A 17,817-nucleotide genomic window follows, 5' to 3' on the forward strand; every position below is an offset into this window, starting at 1 on the left:
GTCCTGTTCTGTCGTCTGGTGTTCGGACGCAGATGGCGTGACGACGTCCGCCTCTCGGCTCTCGGGGCCGGAGAGACGGCGCTGGCCCATTGCGGCTTCGAGACCGAGCGGGACCATCTCCTGCTCGGATGGGACGATACGCGGATGCCGCTTGCCGACGCGACCTGCCGGTGGTGGTGGAGGTGCTGGTCGACGAGCTCAGGGGCCGGACCGTGTTCCACGCCGATCTCGTGACGGCGATCGGCGTCTGCCTCGGCCCGCGACGGGTGCCGATCCCCGACGGACTGCTGCGGTCGCTGCTGGGCATCCGCGCCTGGATCGGACGAATGGAACCGAAGAAGATCGAGATCGGCCTGTTCGCCGAGCGCGAGCAGGATGTCGTGCCGCTGTCGGCGGAGATGCTGATCACCGACATCGATGTCGGGGTCGCGACGCTGCCGGGGCGGGCGCGGGAGATGATCGAGGGCATGCTGGTGATGGCTCTGCGCCGCTATGCGGTGATCGCCTCCGGTGACTTCCTGCCCATCGTTCCGGCGCGGTGGAACGAGCGGGCGCCGGATCGGGCTCCCGACCGGGCGGCCGAGGGCCGCGGCCACTGGCTCTCCTCGCGCGCGGCAGGCGCCTGACGCGCCGGGAACCTAGTCTTCAAGACGTTGTTATCGACGAGGAGACAAGGTGCTGCCCACGCGGCGTCCTCATGTGTTATTTTGCGCGCCAACAGCGATCTGCGGAGGCAGCGTTCTCCGGAAAGGCGAAGGTCATGGTCAATTCTTCCGTTTCCGCCGGCCAGAAGCCCGTGGGACAGCGCCGTCTCGATACCGTCGATCCGGTGTGGCACCGCCTGCGCGAGGAAGCGCTGTCGGTGGTCGCGCGCGAGCCCGCCCTCGGCGGCTTCCTGCACCGCACGATCATCGACCAGACCCGTCTGGAGGACGCCGTGGCCGAGCGGGTCGCCGACCGCCTCGACCATTCGGTGGTGCCGGCAGCGATGATCCGCCAGGCCTTCCGCGAGGCGATCGACGACGATGCCGCGATCGGCGAGGCATTCCGGGTTGATATCGTCGCCGTCTACGACCGCGATCCGGCCTGCGACCGCTTCCTCGATCCGGTCCTCTACTTCAAGGGCTTCCATGCCATCGAGGCGCACCGGCTCGCGAACTGGCTGTGGCGGCACGAGCGGCGTGATCTGGCACTCTATCTCCAGTCGCGGATTTCCGAGGTGTTCCAGGTGGACATCCACCCGGCGGTAGTGCTCGGGCGCGGCCTGTTCTTCGACCACGCCACCGGCATCGTCATCGGCCAGACGGCGGTGATCGAGGACGACGTGTCGATCCTTCAGGGCGTCACCCTCGGCGGGACGGGCAAGGAGACGGGCGACCGTCACCCGAAGATCCGCAAGGGCGTGCTGCTCGGCGCCGGCGCAAGGTGCTCGGCAACATCGAGGTTGGCCATTGCTCGCGCGTCGCGTCGGGATCGGTCGTGCTGAAGCCGGTGCCGCCGTGCACGACGGTGGCCGGCGTGCCGGCCCGGGTCGTGGGCGAGGCCGGCTGCTCGGAGCCGTCCCGGTCGATGGACCAGATGCTGGCCGGCAACGTGATCTGACGCCGCGCGGGCCTTGCCGTCCCGGTCAGGCCCGGCCTGCGGCGACCGCCGTGGAAAATCTGCTCGCCAAGGGTTGGATCGGCGCGGAGCCTGTGCCAGAAGACGCCCGGAACGGATCGGCGTCCGCGGTGCCGCACGGCGGCGGATGCTTCGACAAGGGCTCGCCATGCGCGGGGCCACCCACCGCGACCACAGGCGCGATCACTGGCGCGACGACAGGAAAGACCCCGGAATTGACCCGCGAAGAAATCCAGAAGATCGAGACGTATCTCCGCAAGGTGTTCGTGTCCCCGACCATCTCCGTGCGGACCCGTCCGCGCAAGGCGGATTCCGCCGAGGTCTACGTCGGCGAGGAATTCGTCGGCATCCTCTTCAAGGACGAAGAGGACGGCGAACTGTCCTACAATTTCAACATGGCGGTTCTCGGGGAAGATCTCGAGGATTGAGCGCGGCGGCAGGGCGGAGAACTTCCGCCGGCCGATGCGATGCGCGGCAGACATGAAAGGAGCGGTCCCGGCGGGGCCGCTCTTTTTCGTTTCCGATCCCGTCTCTCGGGGCGCCGTGAAGATGCCGGTCAGTTGAGGAAGACGCCGAAGCTGACGAGCAGGGCGCTCATGCCGCGCGACAGTTCCTGCCACTGCGGCAGCAGGCCCTTGCGGAAGCGGAGCTGGACCGACAGGTCACCGCCGGCGTGAATCTCGGTCATGCACGTGACCGGAAAGCCGGTGCCGTCGTCATGCATGCAGTGCACGGTGAAGGGCCGCGTCGAGCCGGCCTCGAAATAGACCTCCTCGCCGGCGAGCCCGGAATCCTCCGACAACTCGCGGCCGACCAGCCCGGCCGGGGCCGGAACGCGGCGATCCGTGAAGAAATGCTGGTAGACGCTGGAGAGGCGGCCGGCGCTGTCGGTCGCCGATTCCCGCTTCTGGATCGTCAGGTAGAAGAAGGGCGGCGTGTCGGAGGCATCGGCGAAGTCGCGGGCGGTCTCGTTGGTGAAGCCGCCCAGCGTCGGCCAGTGCACCACCAGATCGACACGGTTGACCGGCTCGCCCGTCCGGTCGTTGGCATAGCGTATCATGTTGCCGGGAATGGTCAGCCGCGTGCCGGCGACATCGACCGGCACCGGTGTCGGTTCCGACGAACGGTCGTTGACGCCGAACATGTCCGACGTCCAGCGCAGGCCGAAGTCCACCACCAGCAGTGCCGCGGCGATGAGCAGGAAGGTCGCCGTGATCCGGAAGAACCAGCTGGCGCGATCGTAGGTGCGCACCCGCGCGCGCACCTGGAAGTCGCTCTGGTCGAGATCATACGGACTGGATCTGGTCGACGTGGCCGCCTCCCGAAATGACACGCGGCTGCCCCGTCACGGCACAACCGGCTGAAAAGCCTTCCCCTCAACCAGACGCGGATATGGTTAACATCCCGTAAATGCTACCCTCGGCGATTGCGGTACGGCCGTTGCGATGCCCTCTGCAACGAGGCGCGGCGCGTTTCATTTCAGGATCGGACGGAGGGGCGGGGATGATGTCGGGTGAAGTCTATGCGGCGCTGGTGATCACGATATCCGGCTTCGTGGCCGCGGGCCTGATCTCGTCCTTCTACCAGCTTGTCACGGCGCGCCCCTGCGCCTTCGACATTCCCGACACCCGTCCGGCGTCGGCCATCGCCTCGATCCTGACCTGCATGTTCGCGGGTCCGATGATCCTGATGCGCAATGCCGTGCGCGGCCGGTTCATCGAACGTCGTCCGATCGGCTGGCTGTTCGCCTCGACGCTGATTGCCGGAGGCTGGAGCCTGTGTTCGGGCACAGTGGTGCTCTCGCTGGTCTATGCGGTGCAGGGCAGCATCTGAGCGGGCCCGGGCGGCGACCGATCGTCCGGCGGGGTGATCAACCGTTGACGCCTGCGGACATTTCTCTATCCCCGACAGGATGCGCGCGCCCGGGGGGACGCGCCGGATCGACGGGAGGATGACGAATGCCGCTCTACACACTGGACGGACTGGCCCCGAGCCTTGCCGAGGGCGACTGCTGGGTGGCGCCGGATGCCACCTTGATCGGAAAGATCGTGCTGGAGGCGGGCTCGAGCGTCTGGTTCGGCAGCGTGCTGCGCGGCGACAACGAGGAGATCCGGATCGGGCCGAACAGCAACGTCCAGGACGTCTGCGTGCTCCACACCGACATGGGCTATCCGCTGGTGATCGGCGCCAACTGCACGGTCGGCCATCGCGCGATGCTCCACGGCTGCATCATCGGCGACAATTCGCTGATCGGCATGGGGGCGACGCTGCTGAACGGGGCAAAGATCGGCCGCAACTGCCTGATCGGCGCGGGCGCGCTCATTCCGGAAGGCAAGGAAATTCCGGACAACTCGCTGGTGATGGGCATGCCCGGCAAGGTCGTGCGCGAGATCGACGCGGCGGCGGCCGAGCGCATGCGCCTGACCGCCGAGGGCTACGTGCGCAACTGGAAGCGCTTTCGCGACGGACTGAAGCCGATCTGAGCCCCGGATCTGGAGCGATCTCCGGACGCGGGGCGCCGGCCACACTCTCGGCCGATGGGCCTCCGGCCACAATGCTGTCCGATGGGCCTCCGGCCACAATGCTGTCCGATGGGCCTCCGGCCACAATGCTGGCGCAAAGACCGGGAACGTTAAGAAACCTCTAACGGGGATCTCTCCATGTCATCACCGCTGCGCGACGGTGTCGCCGGTCTCGACCTCACCATGCGCCTGACGCTCGCGGTGCTGGCCCTTGCCTCGGGCGTCTATACCTATCTCGGCGTGCGCGACCTGCTCGACGGCGCGCCGATGGTCACCTTCCTGGCGGCGCTGATCTATTCGTCGGCCGTGTCGGTGGCGATCTACGCCTTCTGGTCGTTCATGCTGCGCTTCCTGCCGCATGTGCGACAGGTGGCGAGCCGGATCTGGCTGACCGCCGCGATGGTGCTCGGCTCGCTGATGATCGTCGCCATGTCCTCGTGGCTGAACGCGGCGGCGCTCGCCGGATCGGCGGCGATCGAGCAGCATCTGGCCGTGACGCTGCAGGCCTACACCCGTGATCTCGATGCCGCCCACAACCGTGCGCTCGGCGCCCAGAGCCTGCTTCCGGACATCCAGCTCGCCTCGACCCGCTTTGCCCGGCTTGCCGAGGCCGAGCGCGGCGGCGCGCTGACCGGCACCGGCGGCTCGGGCACCGTCGTGCAGCTTCTCAGCCAGATGTCGACCCAGCTCGACGATCTCGGCCGGCAGGTCGGTGAGAGCGGCGAACGGGCCAAGGAGCTTTACGCCGAGGGCGGCACGCATCTGACCATCATGCGCGAACTCGTCTCGGGGCAGGGCGCGATCAAGGAGCGGAGCGACGCCTTTGCCGGCGAGGCGCTGAAGCTCGTCGGCACCATTGCCGCGCTGGAGCAGTCGTCGATGGCGCCGGCCGTGCGCCGCGCGGCCGAGGATCTCTCCGCCGGCTTCATCGCCCCGGCCGCGAACGGTCGCGACGCCGAACTCGCCGGCCGCCAGACCGAAGTGGTCGGCAGCGTCGAGAAGGCGGTGGCGGTGCAGGCCGCCGCGCTTTCCCAGGCAGCCGAGGAAATCACGTCGATTCCGGGCGTGGAGCGGCCCGGTTCCAGCCGCTGTCCACCGCCGAGGCGGTGCTGCGCTATGCGGGCGACTTCCTGCCGAGCTGGGCGGGCGCGATCTCGATCGACCTGCTGCCGGCGGTGCTGGTGCTGATTCTCTGCGTCGTCCACGCCGCGATCCGCCGCGAGGCCGAGCCGGCCGCCGCCGACAGCATGACCGCGGCCGATCTGCTGACGGCGATGCGGCTGCTGCGCGAGGTCGAGGGCGAGCGCACGCTGGTGTCGCCGCAGCCCGTGGTGACGCCGGTCGTCGAGACACCCGAGGATGAGGCGGAACGGCGCGCACCGGAGCGCCGCAACCCGGACCATGGCGAGCCGACCCTGTCCGCCGTCGAACCGGTCGGCGAGGCGAGCGTCACACCGCTGCCGTCCCGCGGGATGAAGCGCGAATGAGCGGCGCCGCGGACGATCGCCCCGAGGCAAAGCCGGTCCTGCGGTCCGACCCGCGGCCCGCGGCCCATGCCGTGCCGCTGTGGCGCCGCATCCTCGGTCCGCGGCCGGACGAGCGGGTGTTGCGGACGGTGTTCTACGGCCTTGCCTCGATCACCGTGACGGTGCTGTGTCTCGATCTCGCCGAGCAGATGGCCAAGCCACCGCCGACGCTGCCGGCGCGCTCCTCCGAGACGCTGCCGGCGGCCGATCCGAATCTGCCGTCCGCCCGGCCGGATGTGGCGCCTGCGCCCGGCCGCGAAGGACCCAAGCCCATGGCCGAACTCGGCGAGCCGATGAGCTTCGAACTCGTCGCCGGCGGGCGTCTGGAAGCACGCGGCACGATCACGCCCGGCACGGCGGCGCGCTTTGCCGAGGAGATCGGCAAGCGCGGCGGCTATGCCACGACGATCGTGCTCGATTCGCCCGGCGGGTCGGTGACGGATGCGCTGGAGATGTCGCGACTGATCCGGGCGCGCGGGCTCGACACGCTGGTCGAGGAGGAGGGGCGTTGCGCCTCGTCCTGTCCGCTGGTGTTTTCCGGCGGCACGCAACGCTTCGCGGAGGAGGGCGCCTCGGTCGGCGTCCACCAGGTGTCGGCGATGCGCGTGACGGGCGGACCGGAGGAGACCGGCGCGGAAGGCATGGCCAGCGCCCAGCGCGTCTCGGCCGAATGCCAGCGCCATCTCGTCGACATGGGCGTCGATCCGCGGGTGTGGATTCACGCCATGGAAACGCCGCCGGAGCAGATCTTCTACTTCACCCAGGACGAGCTCCTGGAGCTCAAGCTCGCCACCTCCGGCAACGCCCCGGTCACGACCGCCGCCGCCCAGTGAGGGGGGCGACGGTTGCGCCGTGGCTTTTCCTCATCCTTCGAGACGGTCGCTGCGCGACCTCCTCAGGATGAGGAAAAGAGCAAGTGTCGGGGGCTTATCCTGCTGTGCGAAGGCCTCATCCTGAGGAGGCCCGCAGGGCCGTCTCGAAGGACGAGGCCTCTGGCAAGGCGCCGACGTGCGCTGATCGGTCAGGCCAGCACCCTCACCAGCATTCGAAGCCACCGTCCACCAGCAGGTCGACGCCGGTGACGAAGGAGGCGGCGGGGCTCAGCAGGAAGATCGCGGGTCCGACCATCTCGTCCGGTTCGGCGATGCGCTGCATCGGCGTTTCGCTGGCGAAGATCTTGAGCTGCTCGGCCACTTCGGGGCGCTTGTTCATCGGGGTCAGCGTGTAGCCGGGGCTGATGACGTTGACCCGCACGCCGCGCCCGACCCATTCCATCGCCAGACTCTTCGACAGATGGATCACGCCGGCCTTGGAACTGTTGTAGTGCGCTTGCGTCAGGCCGCGGTTGCAGATCGTGCCGGACATCGAGGCAATGTTGACGATCGCGCCCTTGCCGCGCTTCAGCATCGCCCGGCCCTCGGCCTGGCAGGAGAGGAAGACGCCGGTCAGGTTGACGTCGATCATCTTCTGCCACTGGGCCAGCGGCAGGTCCTCGGCCGGGGCGGCGTTGGCGATGCCGGCGCTGTTGACGGCAAGGTCGAGGCTGCCGAGTTCGGCTTCGGTGGCGGCGACGGCGGCGGCGAGCGCGGCCTCGTCGGTGACGTTGCCCTCGGTGACGAGGGCGCGGCGGCCATGGGCCTCGATCGCCGCCTTGGTCTCGGCAAGACCGGCGGAGCCCGGCAGATCGAACAGGGCGACGTCCGCGCCGGCCTCGGCGAGACCGATGGCGATGCGCTGGCCGATGCCGCTGCCGGCTCCGGTGACGAAGGCGACGTCGCCGGCGAGGCTGAAGAGTTTCATGGATCTGGTCTCCGGAATTGCGGTCGTTTCTGTCGTTTCTGTCGTCGCGGTCCCGCGCGGGGAGGAGCCCAGCCTCGGCGGCCTGTCGCCCGTCGCGAGCCGGTGACCCATGATCCCGGCAAGGCGGATGTCGGCGTCACGGCGGGCAGGGCCGGCCGGTGCTGGGCTCCCGCCCTCGCGGGAGGGGCGGGCGGCGGGGAGAGCGCCGCGCCGCTTTGCGGTTACGTGGTCGCGAGTTCCATCACCTCGACGCGGCTGGCGCGTTCGTGGGGCAGGATACCCCGGTTGCGGCCGCGGTTCAGCACCATGACGCGGTTCGACAGGCCGAGCACCTCGTCGAGATCGGAGCTGACGACGATCACCGCCATGCCCCGGTCGGCGAGTTCCTTGATAACGTCGTAGATCGCGGCTCTTGCGCCGACGTCGATGCCGCGGGTCGGCTCGTCGAGGATCACCACGCGGGGACCGCGCGAGATGCACTTGGCGATCACGACCTTCTGCTGATTGCCGCCGGAAAGCTGGCCGGCCCGCTGGCCGGGCGCGCCCTTCACGCCGAAGCGGCGGATGGCGTCGGCGGCAAAGCGTTCCACGGCCTTCGGCGACACCCAGCCGGAGGGGGCCACGGTCGGATAGTTGCCGAGCGCCAGATTCTCGGCGATCGAATGGTCGAGCACGAGGCCCTGCGCCTTGCGGTCTTCCGGCACCAGCACGATGCCCTTGTCGAGCGCGTCGCGCGGGCTGGAGAGGCGGATCGCCGTGCCGGCCACCTTGACGCTGCCCGAGGCGAGGGGATCGACGCCGGCGATGCCGCGCACGAGCTCCGTGCGCCCCGCGCCGACGATGCCCGCGATGCCGAACACCTCGCCGGCCTTCACCGAGAAGCTGATGTCGGAGAAGGCGCCTTCGGCGCTGGTGAGGTTCTCGACCTCGATCAGCGTCTCGCCGTCCACCTGCTTCAGCGCCGGGAACATGCGGTCGAGCGGCCGGCCGACCATTTCTTCCACCAGCGTCTTGATCGGCAGATCGGCGGTCTCGTGCAGGGCGACGAGCTTGCCGTCGCGCAGCACCGCGACGCGGTCGGCGATGCGGGCGATCTCGTCGAGGCGGTGGCTGATGTAGATGAAGGACACGCCCTCGGCCTTCAGCCCGGCGATCTGCTCGAACAGCCGTTCGGTCTCCTCGCCGCCGAGCGCGGCGGTCGGCTCGTCGAAGATCAGGAGCTTGGCCTTCAGCGTCAGCGCTTGGCGATCTCGACCTGCTGCTGGGCGGCAACCCGCAGGTCGCGCACCAGCGTGGTCGGGGCGATGTCGAGGCCGAGGCGGTGGAGCTGTTCGGCGGCGAGCCGGTTGATCAGGGCGCGGTCGACCCGTCCGCCCTTGGTCGGCAGGCGGCCGACGAACACATTCTCGGCGACCGACAGGTCGGGCAGCAGGCGCATTTCCTGGTGGATCAGGCCGATGCCGGTGGCAAGGGCGGCGGCGGGGTTGGCGGGCGCATGCGGCTGGCCCTGCCAGGTCATGGTGCCGGTGGTCGGCTTCACCAGTCCGGCGATGATCGACGAGATCGTCGACTTGCCGGCCCCGTTCTCGCCGAGCAGCGCCAGCACCTCGCCGCGGCGGACGTCGAGATCGACGTCCTGCAGCACGGTGACCGGGCCGTAGGCCTTGCCGATGCCACGGACCTGAAGGATCGCCGCGCGATCGGCGGGTGCGGTTGTCGTCATGGTCGTCGTCTCTTCCGGCGAAACGGGGCCCCACCGACGGGTCGGCGGGGAGGCGCGTTCGGAGGCCGCAGGCAAGACCGCCGCGGCGAAGCGACCGGCGGCACGTGGGGTGCCGCCGGTCTTCGGATCGAGGATCAGGGATGGTTCTCGATGAACGGGCCGACGTTGTCCTTGGTGGTCAGCGTCGCGTCCTGCAGCTGTTCGGCCGGCACGGTCTCGCCGGCGACCAGCGCGATCGCCGAATCCACCGCCATTCGGCCCATCTTCTGGGTCTGCTGGGTGGCGGTTACGTCGAACACGCCGTCGCGCAGGGCCTCGAGCGCCGCGGTGTCGCCGTCGAAGCCGGCCACGAAGATGCGGTGGTCGGGGTTTGCGACCTTGACCGCCTGGGCGGCGCCGAGGGCGAGGCCGTCGGCCTGGCCCCAGATGATCGACACGTTCGGGTGGGCCTGCAGCAGGTCGGATGTCAGCTTGAAGCCTTCGTCCTGACTCCAGGCTTCCGACCAGAGCTCACCGACCACCTTGATGTCCGGGTAGTTGGCAAGCGCCTCGGCGCAGCCCTTGGAGCGGTCGACCTCGGGGGTCGTGCCGCGCTGACCGTGGATGATCAGCATCTCGCCCTTGCCGCCCGCCTGCTTGGCGATGTGGTCGCAGACCTGACGGGCCGAGGTGACGCTGTCGGTGGCGATGAAGGTGTCGCCCGGGGCGCCGTCGGCGTTGCGGTCGACGTTGACCACCGGAATGCCGGCGCCTTGGCGGTGCGCACCGGCACCGAGGCGGCGGTGGCGCGGCCGGGATGTAGATCAGGGCGTCGATGTTCTGGGCGACGAGATCCTGGATCTGGCTGACCTGGGTAGCCGCATCGCCGCGGGCGCGACGGTGATGACCTCGATACCCTTCTCCTTGGCGTAGGCTTCGACCGACTGCTTGATCTGGTTGAAGAAGTTCGCCTGCAGGTTGGCGACGGCGAGGCCGATCTTCTTGGCCTCGGCGGCATTGGCGGACTGCACGGCGCCGGCCAGCACGAGGGTGGCGGCGGCGGCGAGAAGGGCGGTGCGACGTGAAAACATGACTGTTCCTCCAGTGTTTAGGATTGCCTCGCCGCCCGGCTCCTCCCGGTTGCCGGCTGGCCTCCCCGATCGGTCCTCTCGGGACCTGTCTTCGCCACGAACGGGCGAATTTCCTTCAGGCCCGGCAGCGTCGGCCGGGCCATGTGTCGTGTGGCTGCTTCAGCGCCCGCGCTTGCGGAAACTGTCGGCGGCGACCGCAAGGGCGATGACGACGCCGATCACCACCTGCTGCACGAAGGGCGAGACGTGCAGGAGGTTGAGGCCGTTGCGCAGGAAGCCGATGATCAGCACGCCCACCGCCGTGCCGGCGATGCTCCCGACGCCGCCCGACAGGCTGGCGCCGCCGATGACGACGGCCGCGATGGTGTCGAGTTCGTAGCCGAGGCCGGAGCTCGGCTGGGCCGAGTCGAGGCGGGCCGACAGGATCACGCCGGCCAGACCCGCCGTGAAGGCGCAGGCGGTGTAGACCCAGATCGTGGCGCTGGCGACGCGGATGCCGGCCAGACGCGCGACCTCGGGGCTGCCACCCAGCGCATAGAGCGCGCGGCCGGAGGGGCGGTATTTCAGGAAGACATAGGCGATCGCCGTCAGCACCAGCATCACCGCGACGGTGGAGCTCAGGAGCCCGCCGTAGCGGATGATCGCGAGGTCGGAAAACCAGAAGGGAAAGCCGACGATCTGCGAGCCGTCGGTGATCATCGAGGCGATGCCGCGGGCGATCGACATCATCGCGAGGGTGGCGATGAACGGCGGCATGTTCAGCCGCGTGATCATCAGCCCCGAGACGACGCCGCAGAGCGAGGCGGCGACGAGGGCGCACAGGATCGCCAGCGGGAAGGGAACGCCCATCTGGTTGCCGAGCCAGGCCATGACCATGGCCGACAGGGCGAGCACCGAGCCGACCGACAGGTCGATGCCGCCGATCAGGATGACGAAGGTCATGCCGATCGCCATCACGCCGATGACCGTGATCTGGTCCATGACGTTCAGGAAGTTGCGCATCGTCAGGAAGGTGTCGCTGGAAAAGGCGAGGAACGCGCAGAGCGCGATCAGGCCGATGAACGGTCCGGTGGCGCCGCTGCCCAGACGCAGCCATGTGCGACCGGACGAGGTCCGGGGGCCTTCCGATGCGGTGGTCATGGTCACGTTTCCTCTCCCTGTCGGCCTTGCGGCCCGATGCCCTTGGGGCTGTCTGCCGTGCGGTTCCGGTGTCTTCTCAGTCGTGCGTGCTCAGCGAGCGGGCGACGGCCCGCCGCCAGGCATCGCGCCGGCGCTGCCGCTCGGCCGTGTCCATGACCGGCGTGAAGCGCCGGCCGCCGCGGTCGAGACGGCGCAGGCCGTCGATGTCGAACAGGCCGGCCCGAAGTCCGGCGAGATGGGCGGCGCCGAGCGCGGAGAGTTCCGCGGTGTCGGTGCGCTCCACGGGCAGGCCGATCAGGTCGGCCTCGATCTGCATCAGATGGTCGTTGCGGGTCGGCCCGCCGTCGACATGAAGCCTGTCGATCGTGACGTTGCTGCCGGTCACCGCATCGGCAAGGTCGGCGATCTGGTGGGCGATCGACTCGAGCGCGGCGCGGGCCAGTTCCTTGCGGCCGGAGCCGAGGGTGAAGCCGGAGAAGGTCGCCACCGCCGCGCCGTCCCACCAGGGCGCGCCAAGGCCGTTGAAGCCCGGAACAAGATGGACATTGCCGGCGTCGGGGACGCTGGCGGCCAGATCGGCAAGTTCGCCGGGCGCGACGCCGAGAAGGTCGGCGGCCCAGACGAGGGTGGAGCCGGCCGAGCGGATGTTGCCCTCGAAGGCGAGCATCGGCTGATCGATCCACCAGGCGATCGTCACGCACAGACCCTTGTGGAGGGTCGCGCCGTCGCGGGTGGCGCTGCGGTCGAGCAGGCCCATCACCGACGAGCCGGTGCCCTGGGTCGCCTTCACCGGACCCGGCGCATAGGCGCCGTGGGCAAAGAGGGCGGCGTGGGAGTCGGCGAGCACCGCCAGAACCGGCACGCCGTCGGGCAGGGGCGCGAGGCCCCTCACCGCGGGGAACGGGCCGACGGACGGCACGATCCGCGGCAGGGCGGCAAGCGGGATGTCGAAGAGGTCGAGCAGGCGTGCGTCGAAGCTATTGGTTGCGACATCGACGAGTTGCATGCGCGATGCATTGCCGGCCTCGACGACCGGCTCGCCGCCGAAACGCGAGATCAGGAAGCTGTCGACGGTGCCGATGACGATCTCGCCGGCCTTCGCGCGGACCCGGTCCGGATCGAGGCGGTCGAGCAGCCATTTCGCCTTGGCGGCCGAGAACATCGGGTCGAGCGGCAGGCCGCTCGTGTCGCGCACATAGCCGGCATGACCCTTGGCGCGCAGGTCGGCGCAGAGGCCTTCGGTGCGCTGGTCCTGCCAGGAGAGCAGCGGCGTCAGCGGCTCGCCGGTCGCCCGGTCCCAGATCACGCAGGATTCGCGCTGGGTGCTGAAGCCGACCGCGACGACGCGGGCGGCAAGCTCCGGGGTCAGCGCGGCGGCCACGGCCTGTTCGACGCTGGCCCAGATCGCGCGCGGGTCCTGTTCGACCCAGCCCGGATGCGGCGCGCTCTGGCCGAGCGACGCGCCGCCGCGCGCGACGACCGCGCCGGCCGCGTCGACGACGAGACACTTCGTCGAACTCGTTCCCTGGTCGATGGCGAGGATCAGCGGCGCGCTCATGATCAGCCCTTGAGCTCCAGCGCGGCGCCGACGATGCCGGCGCGGTCGAGGCCGAAATGCTCGAGCAGGAATTCCGCCGAGCCCGTGGGCGCAAAGCCCGGCACGCCGAGGATGCGCATCGGTACCGGGTGATGGCGGACGACGACCGCGGCCACCGCGGCGCCGAGACCGCCTTCGACCATCGCCTCTTCCACGGTGACGATCGCGCCGGTCTCGCGGGCGGCCGCCAGGATGGCGTCCTCGTCGAGGGGGCGGATCGTCGCGATGTTGAGGACGCGGGCCGAGATGCCCTTTCCGGCAAGATCGTCCGCCGCCTCCAGCGCCCGCGAGACCATGACGCCGGTGGCGATCAGGGTGACGTCGGTGCCGTCTCGCAACACGTCGGCGCGGCCGATGGCGAAGGCATCTGCCTTGCTCACCGACGGCACCTTGGTGCGGCCGATGCGCAGGTAGGACGGGCCGCCGCTCTCCACGGCCCAGCGCACGGCGGCGCTGGTCTGTTCGGGATCGGCCGGAACCACGATCGGCAGGCCGGTGATCGCCCGCATCCACGAGAGATCCTCGATGGAATGGTGCGTCGGGCCAAGCTCGCCGTAGGCCATGCCCGGGCTCATGCCGCAGAGGACGACATGGTAGCCGTTGTAGGCGACGTCAGCCTTGATCTGCTCGGTGGCGCGGCCGGTGAGGAAAGGCGCCGCGGCACAGACGAAAGGCACGAAGCCCCCGTTGGCAAGGCCAGCGGCGACGCCGACCATGTTCTGCTCGGCGATGCCGACGTTGATCAGGCGGTCCGGAAACGCGTCGCGGAAGGCGTTGAGATTGGACGAGCCGACGCTGTCGTTGCAGATCGCGACGATGCGCGGATCGGTGCGGGCAAGCTCGATGAGGGTCTCGGCAAAGGCGACACGGCAGTCGAACTTCGCGGCCGGAGCGGGGCTTGCGGCGGGGCTGGGGGCGGGCGCGTTCATCAGCTGAGTTCCTGAAGGGCGAGGACGACCTGCTCGGGCGAGGGCACCTTGTGGTGCCATTCGACGCGGTCCTCGATGAAGGAGACGCCCTTGCCCTTGGTGGTGTTGGCGATCACGCAGCGCGGCTTGCCGGGGTGCGGGGCGGTGAAGGCCTCGTAGAGGGCATCGTAGTCGTGGCCGTCGATCTCGACCGTGTCCCAGCCGAAGGCGGTCCACTTGTCGGCGAGCGGGTCGAGGCGGTTGGTGTCCTCGGTGCGCGCGCCCTGCTGCAGGCGGTTGCGGTCGACGATGGCGACGAGATTGTCGAGGCCGCGGTGGCCGGCGGCCATCGCCGCCTCCCAGTTCGAGCCTTCCTGCAGTTCGCCGTCGCCGAGCACGACGAAGGTGCGCCAGCCGCTGCCCGAGAGCTTCGAGGCGATGGCGCTGCCGACGCCGATCGGCAGGCCGTGGCCGAGCGGACCGGTGTTGGCTTCCACGCCCGCGACCTTGCGGCGGTTGGGGTGGCCGTTCAGCACCGACAGCGGCTTCATGAAGGTCTGGAGCAGGTCGGGGTCGATGAAGCCGCGCTGGGCCAGCACCGAATAGAGCGCCGCGGCGCAGTGGCCCTTCGACAGGATGAAGCGGTCACGCTCGGCCCACTCGGGGTTGGCCGGGTCGATCCGCAGGACCGAGAAGTAGAGCGTCGTCAGGATGTCGGTCACGGAGAGGTCGCCGCCGATGTGGCCGGCCTTGGCGGCATCGATCATGCCCACGATCGACCGGCGCACCTGGCGCGCGGTGTCGCCGAGGAGACGGGCGCGCGCTTCCGCCGACAGCGAGGACCCGTCCGCGGACGCTCCGCCGGCCTCGGCCGGCCGCCCGTTGGCTTGAAGTATCACATCGTCCTCCCGCACTGAATAATTATTCACAGTAGAATTGATTTCCATAGTACGGTCGTGCTAGACGGTCGTCAAGCGGGGCACCCGAGCAATCCCGAATAATGCATGCTGCATATGCGTTGTTTTCATGCGGCAATGCAGCGAAATCAGGGCTGGGGACGATGATCGGTAGCGATGCGATGCGGGCTTCAAGTTGCATTCAAATTGGAATAATTATGCAAGTTGACCGCCAAGTCGTTGCTCTGGCGGGGTCCGGCGCACTTGCCGACAGCATTGGTGACCGCCCATGAGCCGCACGCACGAATTGCGCCTGATCGCCCGCATCGCACAGCTCTATTACGGCGACGGCCTGAAGCAGGCCGAGATTTCCCGGCTGTTGCACATCTCGCAGGCGAGCATCTCGCGCCTGCTGGCGCGCGCCCAGGAAGAGGGGATCGTCCGCATCGCGATCACCGCGCCGCGCGACACCTTCCCGAAGACCGAGGCCGCGCTGCGCCAGCGCTACGGGCTGGAGGAAGCGATCGTCGCCGACTGTTTCGAGGACCGCGAGGACGCGATCCTCTCGGCGATCGGCGCCGCCGCCGCCCACTACTTCGAGACGACGATGGCGGACGGCGAGGTGATCGGCATCTCGTCGTGGAGCGCCTCGCTGCTGCGGATGGTCGACAACATCCACCCGCTGAAGCGGGTCAAGGCCGAGCGGGTGGTGCAGATTCTCGGCGGCATCGGCAATCCGTCGGTGCAGAGCCACGCGACCCAGCTCACCACCCGGCTTGCCCAGCTGACCGGCGCCGAGCCGATGCTGCTGCCGGCACAGGGCGTGGCCGGATCGTCGGCCGCCCGGCTGGTGATGCTCGGCGATTCCTACGTGCGCGCCACCACCGACCAGTTCCGGCGGGTGACCATGGCGCTGGTCGGCATCGGCGCGCTGCAGCCCTCGGTGATGCTGGCCAATTCCGGCAACTCCTTCACCAACGAGGAACTGCAGGATCTCGCCCGCCGCGGCGCGATCGGCGACGTCTGCCTGCGCTTCCTCGATGCCGAGGGGCGCCATGTCGGCGGGCCGCTCGACGAGCGGGTGATGGGCATGAGCCTGCCGGAGCTGGCCGCCGTGCCGCGGGTGGTCGCCGTCGCCGGCGGCGAGCGCAAGGCGCGGCCATGCACGGCGCGCTGCTCGGCGGCTTCATCAACGTGCTGGTCGTCGACCGCTTCACCGCCGAGCGCCTGACCGGCGAGCCGGCCGCCTGATACCCCGGCCCTTTCAGTTCCAGCAGCGGGCCGCGAAGGCCCCGATCCCGGAGGACAGCATGTCACGTTTCGAAGGCAAGACCGTCGTCATCACCGGCGCCAGCCGCGGCATCGGCGCCGCCATCGCCCGGCGATTCGCCCGCGAGGGCGCCCGCCTCGTGCTGAGCGACATCGCCGCCAGCGTCCACGACACGGCCAAGGCGATCGCCGACACGGGCGCGAAGGCCATCGGCGTGGAGGCCAATGTCACGCTCGCCTCCGATGTCAGCGCGCTCTACGACGCGGCCGAACGGGCGTTCGGCACCGTCGACGTGTCGGTCCAGAATGCCGGCGTCATCACCATCGCGAAGATCGAGGACATGACCGAGGCCGAGTGGGACAAGGTCATGGACGTCAACACCAAGGGCGTCTTCCTCTGCTGCCAGGAGGCGATCCGGCGGATGCGCAAGCATGGCAAGGGCGGCCGGCTGATCAACACCGCCTCGGGCCAGGCGCGGCAGGGCTTCATCTACACGCCGCATTATGCCGCCTCGAAATTCGGCGTCGTCGGCATCACCCAGAGCCTTGCCAAGGAAGTCGCGAAGGAAGGCATCACCGTCAACGCCTTCTGCCCGGGCATCATCGAGACCGAGATGTGGGCCTACAACGACACGGTCTGGGGCAAGCTGCTCGGCGACTACAAGCCGGGCGAGCTGATGGCCGAATGGGTGAAGGGCATCCCGATGGCCCGCGCCGGCAGCGGCGAGGACGTCGCCGGCCTCGTCACATTCCTCGCCAGCGAGGATGCGGCCTATATCACCGGCCAGACGGTGAATGTCGATGGCGGGCTGATCATGTCGTGATGGGGACTTGAGCGGCGCCGCAACGGGCGAAGAAGGGGGAGGTCTTGCCGTGAGGCTCCCCCTCATCCGGCTCATCCGGCGCTTCGCGCCACCTTCTCCCCGGTGGGGAGAAGGTTGTTGCCCGTTCCGACGCGCTGCAGGACGCCGTCGGTTCTCCTTCAGCTCGTCGCCAGTTCGCGCATCGACGCCATGACGGCCGTGCAGGCCTGCGCGGCCTCTCGGCCCTTGATGACAAAATGGTCGCGAAAGAAGACGCGGTGTTCCTCGTGCTCGTGGAAGCGGATCGGGGTCAGCACCGCGCTCAGCACCGGCACGCCGGTGTCGAGCTGGACGCGCATCAGGCCGTCGATCACGGCGGTCGAGACGAACTCGTGGCGGTAGATGCCACCGTCGACGATCAGGCCGCTGGCGACGATCGCGGCATAGCGGCCGGTCTTGGCGAGGAGCTGCGCGCGGAGCGGGATCTCGAACACACCGGGCACCTCGACGAGATCGATCAGCGCGCGGGGCGTGCCGAGGCTGTCCATGGTCGCGACGAAGGAGTCGCGGGCCTGGTCGACGATGTCGCGGTGCCAGCAGGCCTGGATGAAGGCAATGCGGCCGGCGGGGAGGGTGGTGGACGTCGGGGAAGTCATCGGCTGATTCATGGGTCGTCTCCGTGACGGCTGGCCAGAATCAGGGCTTTGAAAGCAGGCTGACGACGGGACAGGCCGGGTCCGCCCGCCAAGGAGCTTCCCGCGCCGCCCGCGATCCGTGCGACCCGCTGTTCTCTTTCATCCGGACTGTGACCGTCGGCTCCGGGATCGCACCGGATCTGCTGACCCCGGCAGATGCCGCGCTCGCGGGCTCGCGGACAGGATCCGCATCACCGCCGGTGGGGAGTTGCACCCCGCCCTGAGAACGTTTCGGGCGCCACCACAAG

13 protein-coding genes, 5 pseudogenes and 1 riboswitch are annotated in these 17,817 nt (G+C 69.1%); of the genes and pseudogenes, 9 read left to right on the forward strand and 9 right to left on the reverse strand.

Going from position 1 to position 17,817, the window contains the following annotated elements; translation table 11 throughout:
• Nucleotides 1-128: 128 nt before the first annotated feature.
• The 3 genes and pseudogenes from A6302_RS08730 (at nt 129) to A6302_RS26140 (ending at nt 2,048) form a co-directional block, all read left to right on the forward strand.
• Complete coding sequence (locus tag A6302_RS08730; protein WP_141703572.1) at nt 129-626, forward strand: hypothetical protein; 498 nt, start codon at nt 129-131, stop codon at nt 624-626.
• A 134-nt stretch (nt 627-760) separates the two neighbouring features.
• Nucleotides 761-1,602: pseudogene (cysE, locus tag A6302_RS08735) on the forward strand (serine O-acetyltransferase).
• A gap of 248 nt (nt 1,603-1,850) precedes the next feature.
• The gene (locus A6302_RS26140; protein ID WP_425349142.1) at nt 1,851-2,048 is read left to right on the forward strand and encodes a DUF3126 family protein; all 198 of its coding nucleotides are present in this window, start codon (nt 1,851-1,853) and stop codon (nt 2,046-2,048) included.
• 128 nt (nt 2,049-2,176) lie between these two features.
• Here the strand turns inward: A6302_RS26140 and A6302_RS08745 are convergent, their stop codons facing one another.
• On the reverse strand, nt 2,177-2,953 hold the full coding sequence (locus tag A6302_RS08745; protein WP_141703574.1) for a hypothetical protein: 777 nt from the start codon (nt 2,951-2,953) through the stop codon (nt 2,177-2,179).
• Between the two features lie 170 nt (nt 2,954-3,123).
• Between A6302_RS08745 and A6302_RS08750 the strand changes: the two genes are divergently transcribed.
• From A6302_RS08750 to A6302_RS08765, 4 genes and pseudogenes are all read left to right on the forward strand, one after another.
• On the forward strand, nt 3,124-3,453 hold the full coding sequence (locus tag A6302_RS08750) for a DUF6949 family protein (RefSeq protein WP_210183295.1): 330 nt from the start codon (nt 3,124-3,126) through the stop codon (nt 3,451-3,453).
• A gap of 125 nt (nt 3,454-3,578) precedes the next feature.
• On the forward strand, nt 3,579-4,103 hold the full coding sequence (locus A6302_RS08755) for a gamma carbonic anhydrase family protein (RefSeq protein WP_069306718.1): 525 nt from the start codon (nt 3,579-3,581) through the stop codon (nt 4,101-4,103).
• A 177-nt stretch (nt 4,104-4,280) separates the two neighbouring features.
• Nucleotides 4,281-5,629, forward strand: a pseudogene (locus tag A6302_RS08760) (hypothetical protein).
• A complete protein-coding gene (locus tag A6302_RS08765) occupies nt 5,626-6,501 on the forward strand; it encodes a COG3904 family protein (protein ID WP_245293997.1) in 876 nt (291 codons plus the stop codon). The pseudogene A6302_RS08760 and the gene A6302_RS08765 overlap by 4 nt, the downstream one beginning before the upstream one ends.
• 202 nt (nt 6,502-6,703) lie before the next feature.
• Here A6302_RS08765 and A6302_RS08770 read toward each other — a convergent pair whose 3' ends face one another.
• From A6302_RS08770 to A6302_RS08800, 7 genes and pseudogenes are all read right to left on the reverse strand, one after another.
• Nucleotides 6,704-7,468 carry an SDR family oxidoreductase gene (locus A6302_RS08770; protein WP_069306719.1) on the reverse strand — a complete coding sequence of 255 codons (765 nt, stop codon included), beginning with the start codon at nt 7,466-7,468 and terminating at the stop codon, nt 6,704-6,706.
• A 221-nt stretch (nt 7,469-7,689) separates the two neighbouring features.
• Nucleotides 7,690-9,191 (reverse strand): annotated as a pseudogene (locus A6302_RS08775) (sugar ABC transporter ATP-binding protein).
• Nucleotides 9,192-9,325: 134 nt separating this feature from the next.
• A pseudogene (locus A6302_RS08780) lies at nt 9,326-10,261 on the reverse strand (substrate-binding domain-containing protein).
• Nucleotides 10,262-10,420: 159 nt separating this feature from the next.
• Complete coding sequence (locus A6302_RS08785) at nt 10,421-11,401, reverse strand: ABC transporter permease (RefSeq protein ID WP_069306720.1); 981 nt, start codon at nt 11,399-11,401, stop codon at nt 10,421-10,423.
• A gap of 76 nt (nt 11,402-11,477) precedes the next feature.
• Complete coding sequence (locus tag A6302_RS08790; protein WP_083255636.1) at nt 11,478-12,959, reverse strand: FGGY family carbohydrate kinase; 1,482 nt, start codon at nt 12,957-12,959, stop codon at nt 11,478-11,480.
• A 2-nt stretch (nt 12,960-12,961) separates the two neighbouring features.
• Entirely contained in the window at nt 12,962-13,927 is a 966-nt protein-coding gene (locus A6302_RS08795; RefSeq protein ID WP_069306721.1) for a transketolase family protein, read from the reverse strand.
• Complete coding sequence (locus tag A6302_RS08800) at nt 13,927-14,742, reverse strand: transketolase (RefSeq protein WP_280938995.1); 816 nt, start codon at nt 14,740-14,742, stop codon at nt 13,927-13,929. Before A6302_RS08800 ends, A6302_RS08795 begins: the two co-directional genes overlap by 1 nt.
• Nucleotides 14,743-15,091: 349 nt before the next feature.
• On the opposite strand from A6302_RS08800, the pseudogene A6302_RS08805 reads away from it, so the two are divergent.
• Both A6302_RS08805 and A6302_RS08810 read left to right on the forward strand, forming a co-directional pair.
• Nucleotides 15,092-16,053 (forward strand): annotated as a pseudogene (locus tag A6302_RS08805) (sugar-binding transcriptional regulator).
• Nucleotides 16,054-16,112: 59 nt separating this feature from the next.
• Nucleotides 16,113-16,895, forward strand: coding sequence for a glucose 1-dehydrogenase (locus A6302_RS08810; RefSeq protein ID WP_069306722.1), 783 nt, complete (start codon nt 16,113-16,115; stop codon nt 16,893-16,895).
• A 158-nt stretch (nt 16,896-17,053) separates the two neighbouring features.
• Here the strand turns inward: A6302_RS08810 and A6302_RS08815 are convergent, their stop codons facing one another.
• A complete protein-coding gene (locus A6302_RS08815) occupies nt 17,054-17,542 on the reverse strand; it encodes a 6,7-dimethyl-8-ribityllumazine synthase (protein ID WP_069306723.1) in 489 nt (162 codons plus the stop codon).
• A gap of 114 nt (nt 17,543-17,656) precedes the next feature.
• A riboswitch (FMN riboswitch) is annotated at nt 17,657-17,801 on the reverse strand.
• Between the last annotated feature and the right edge of the window lie 16 nt (nt 17,802-17,817).

The sequence above is a fragment of the Methylobrevis pamukkalensis genome, from assembly GCF_001720135.1.
Taxonomy (GTDB): Bacteria; Pseudomonadota; Alphaproteobacteria; order Rhizobiales; family Pleomorphomonadaceae; genus Methylobrevis; species Methylobrevis pamukkalensis.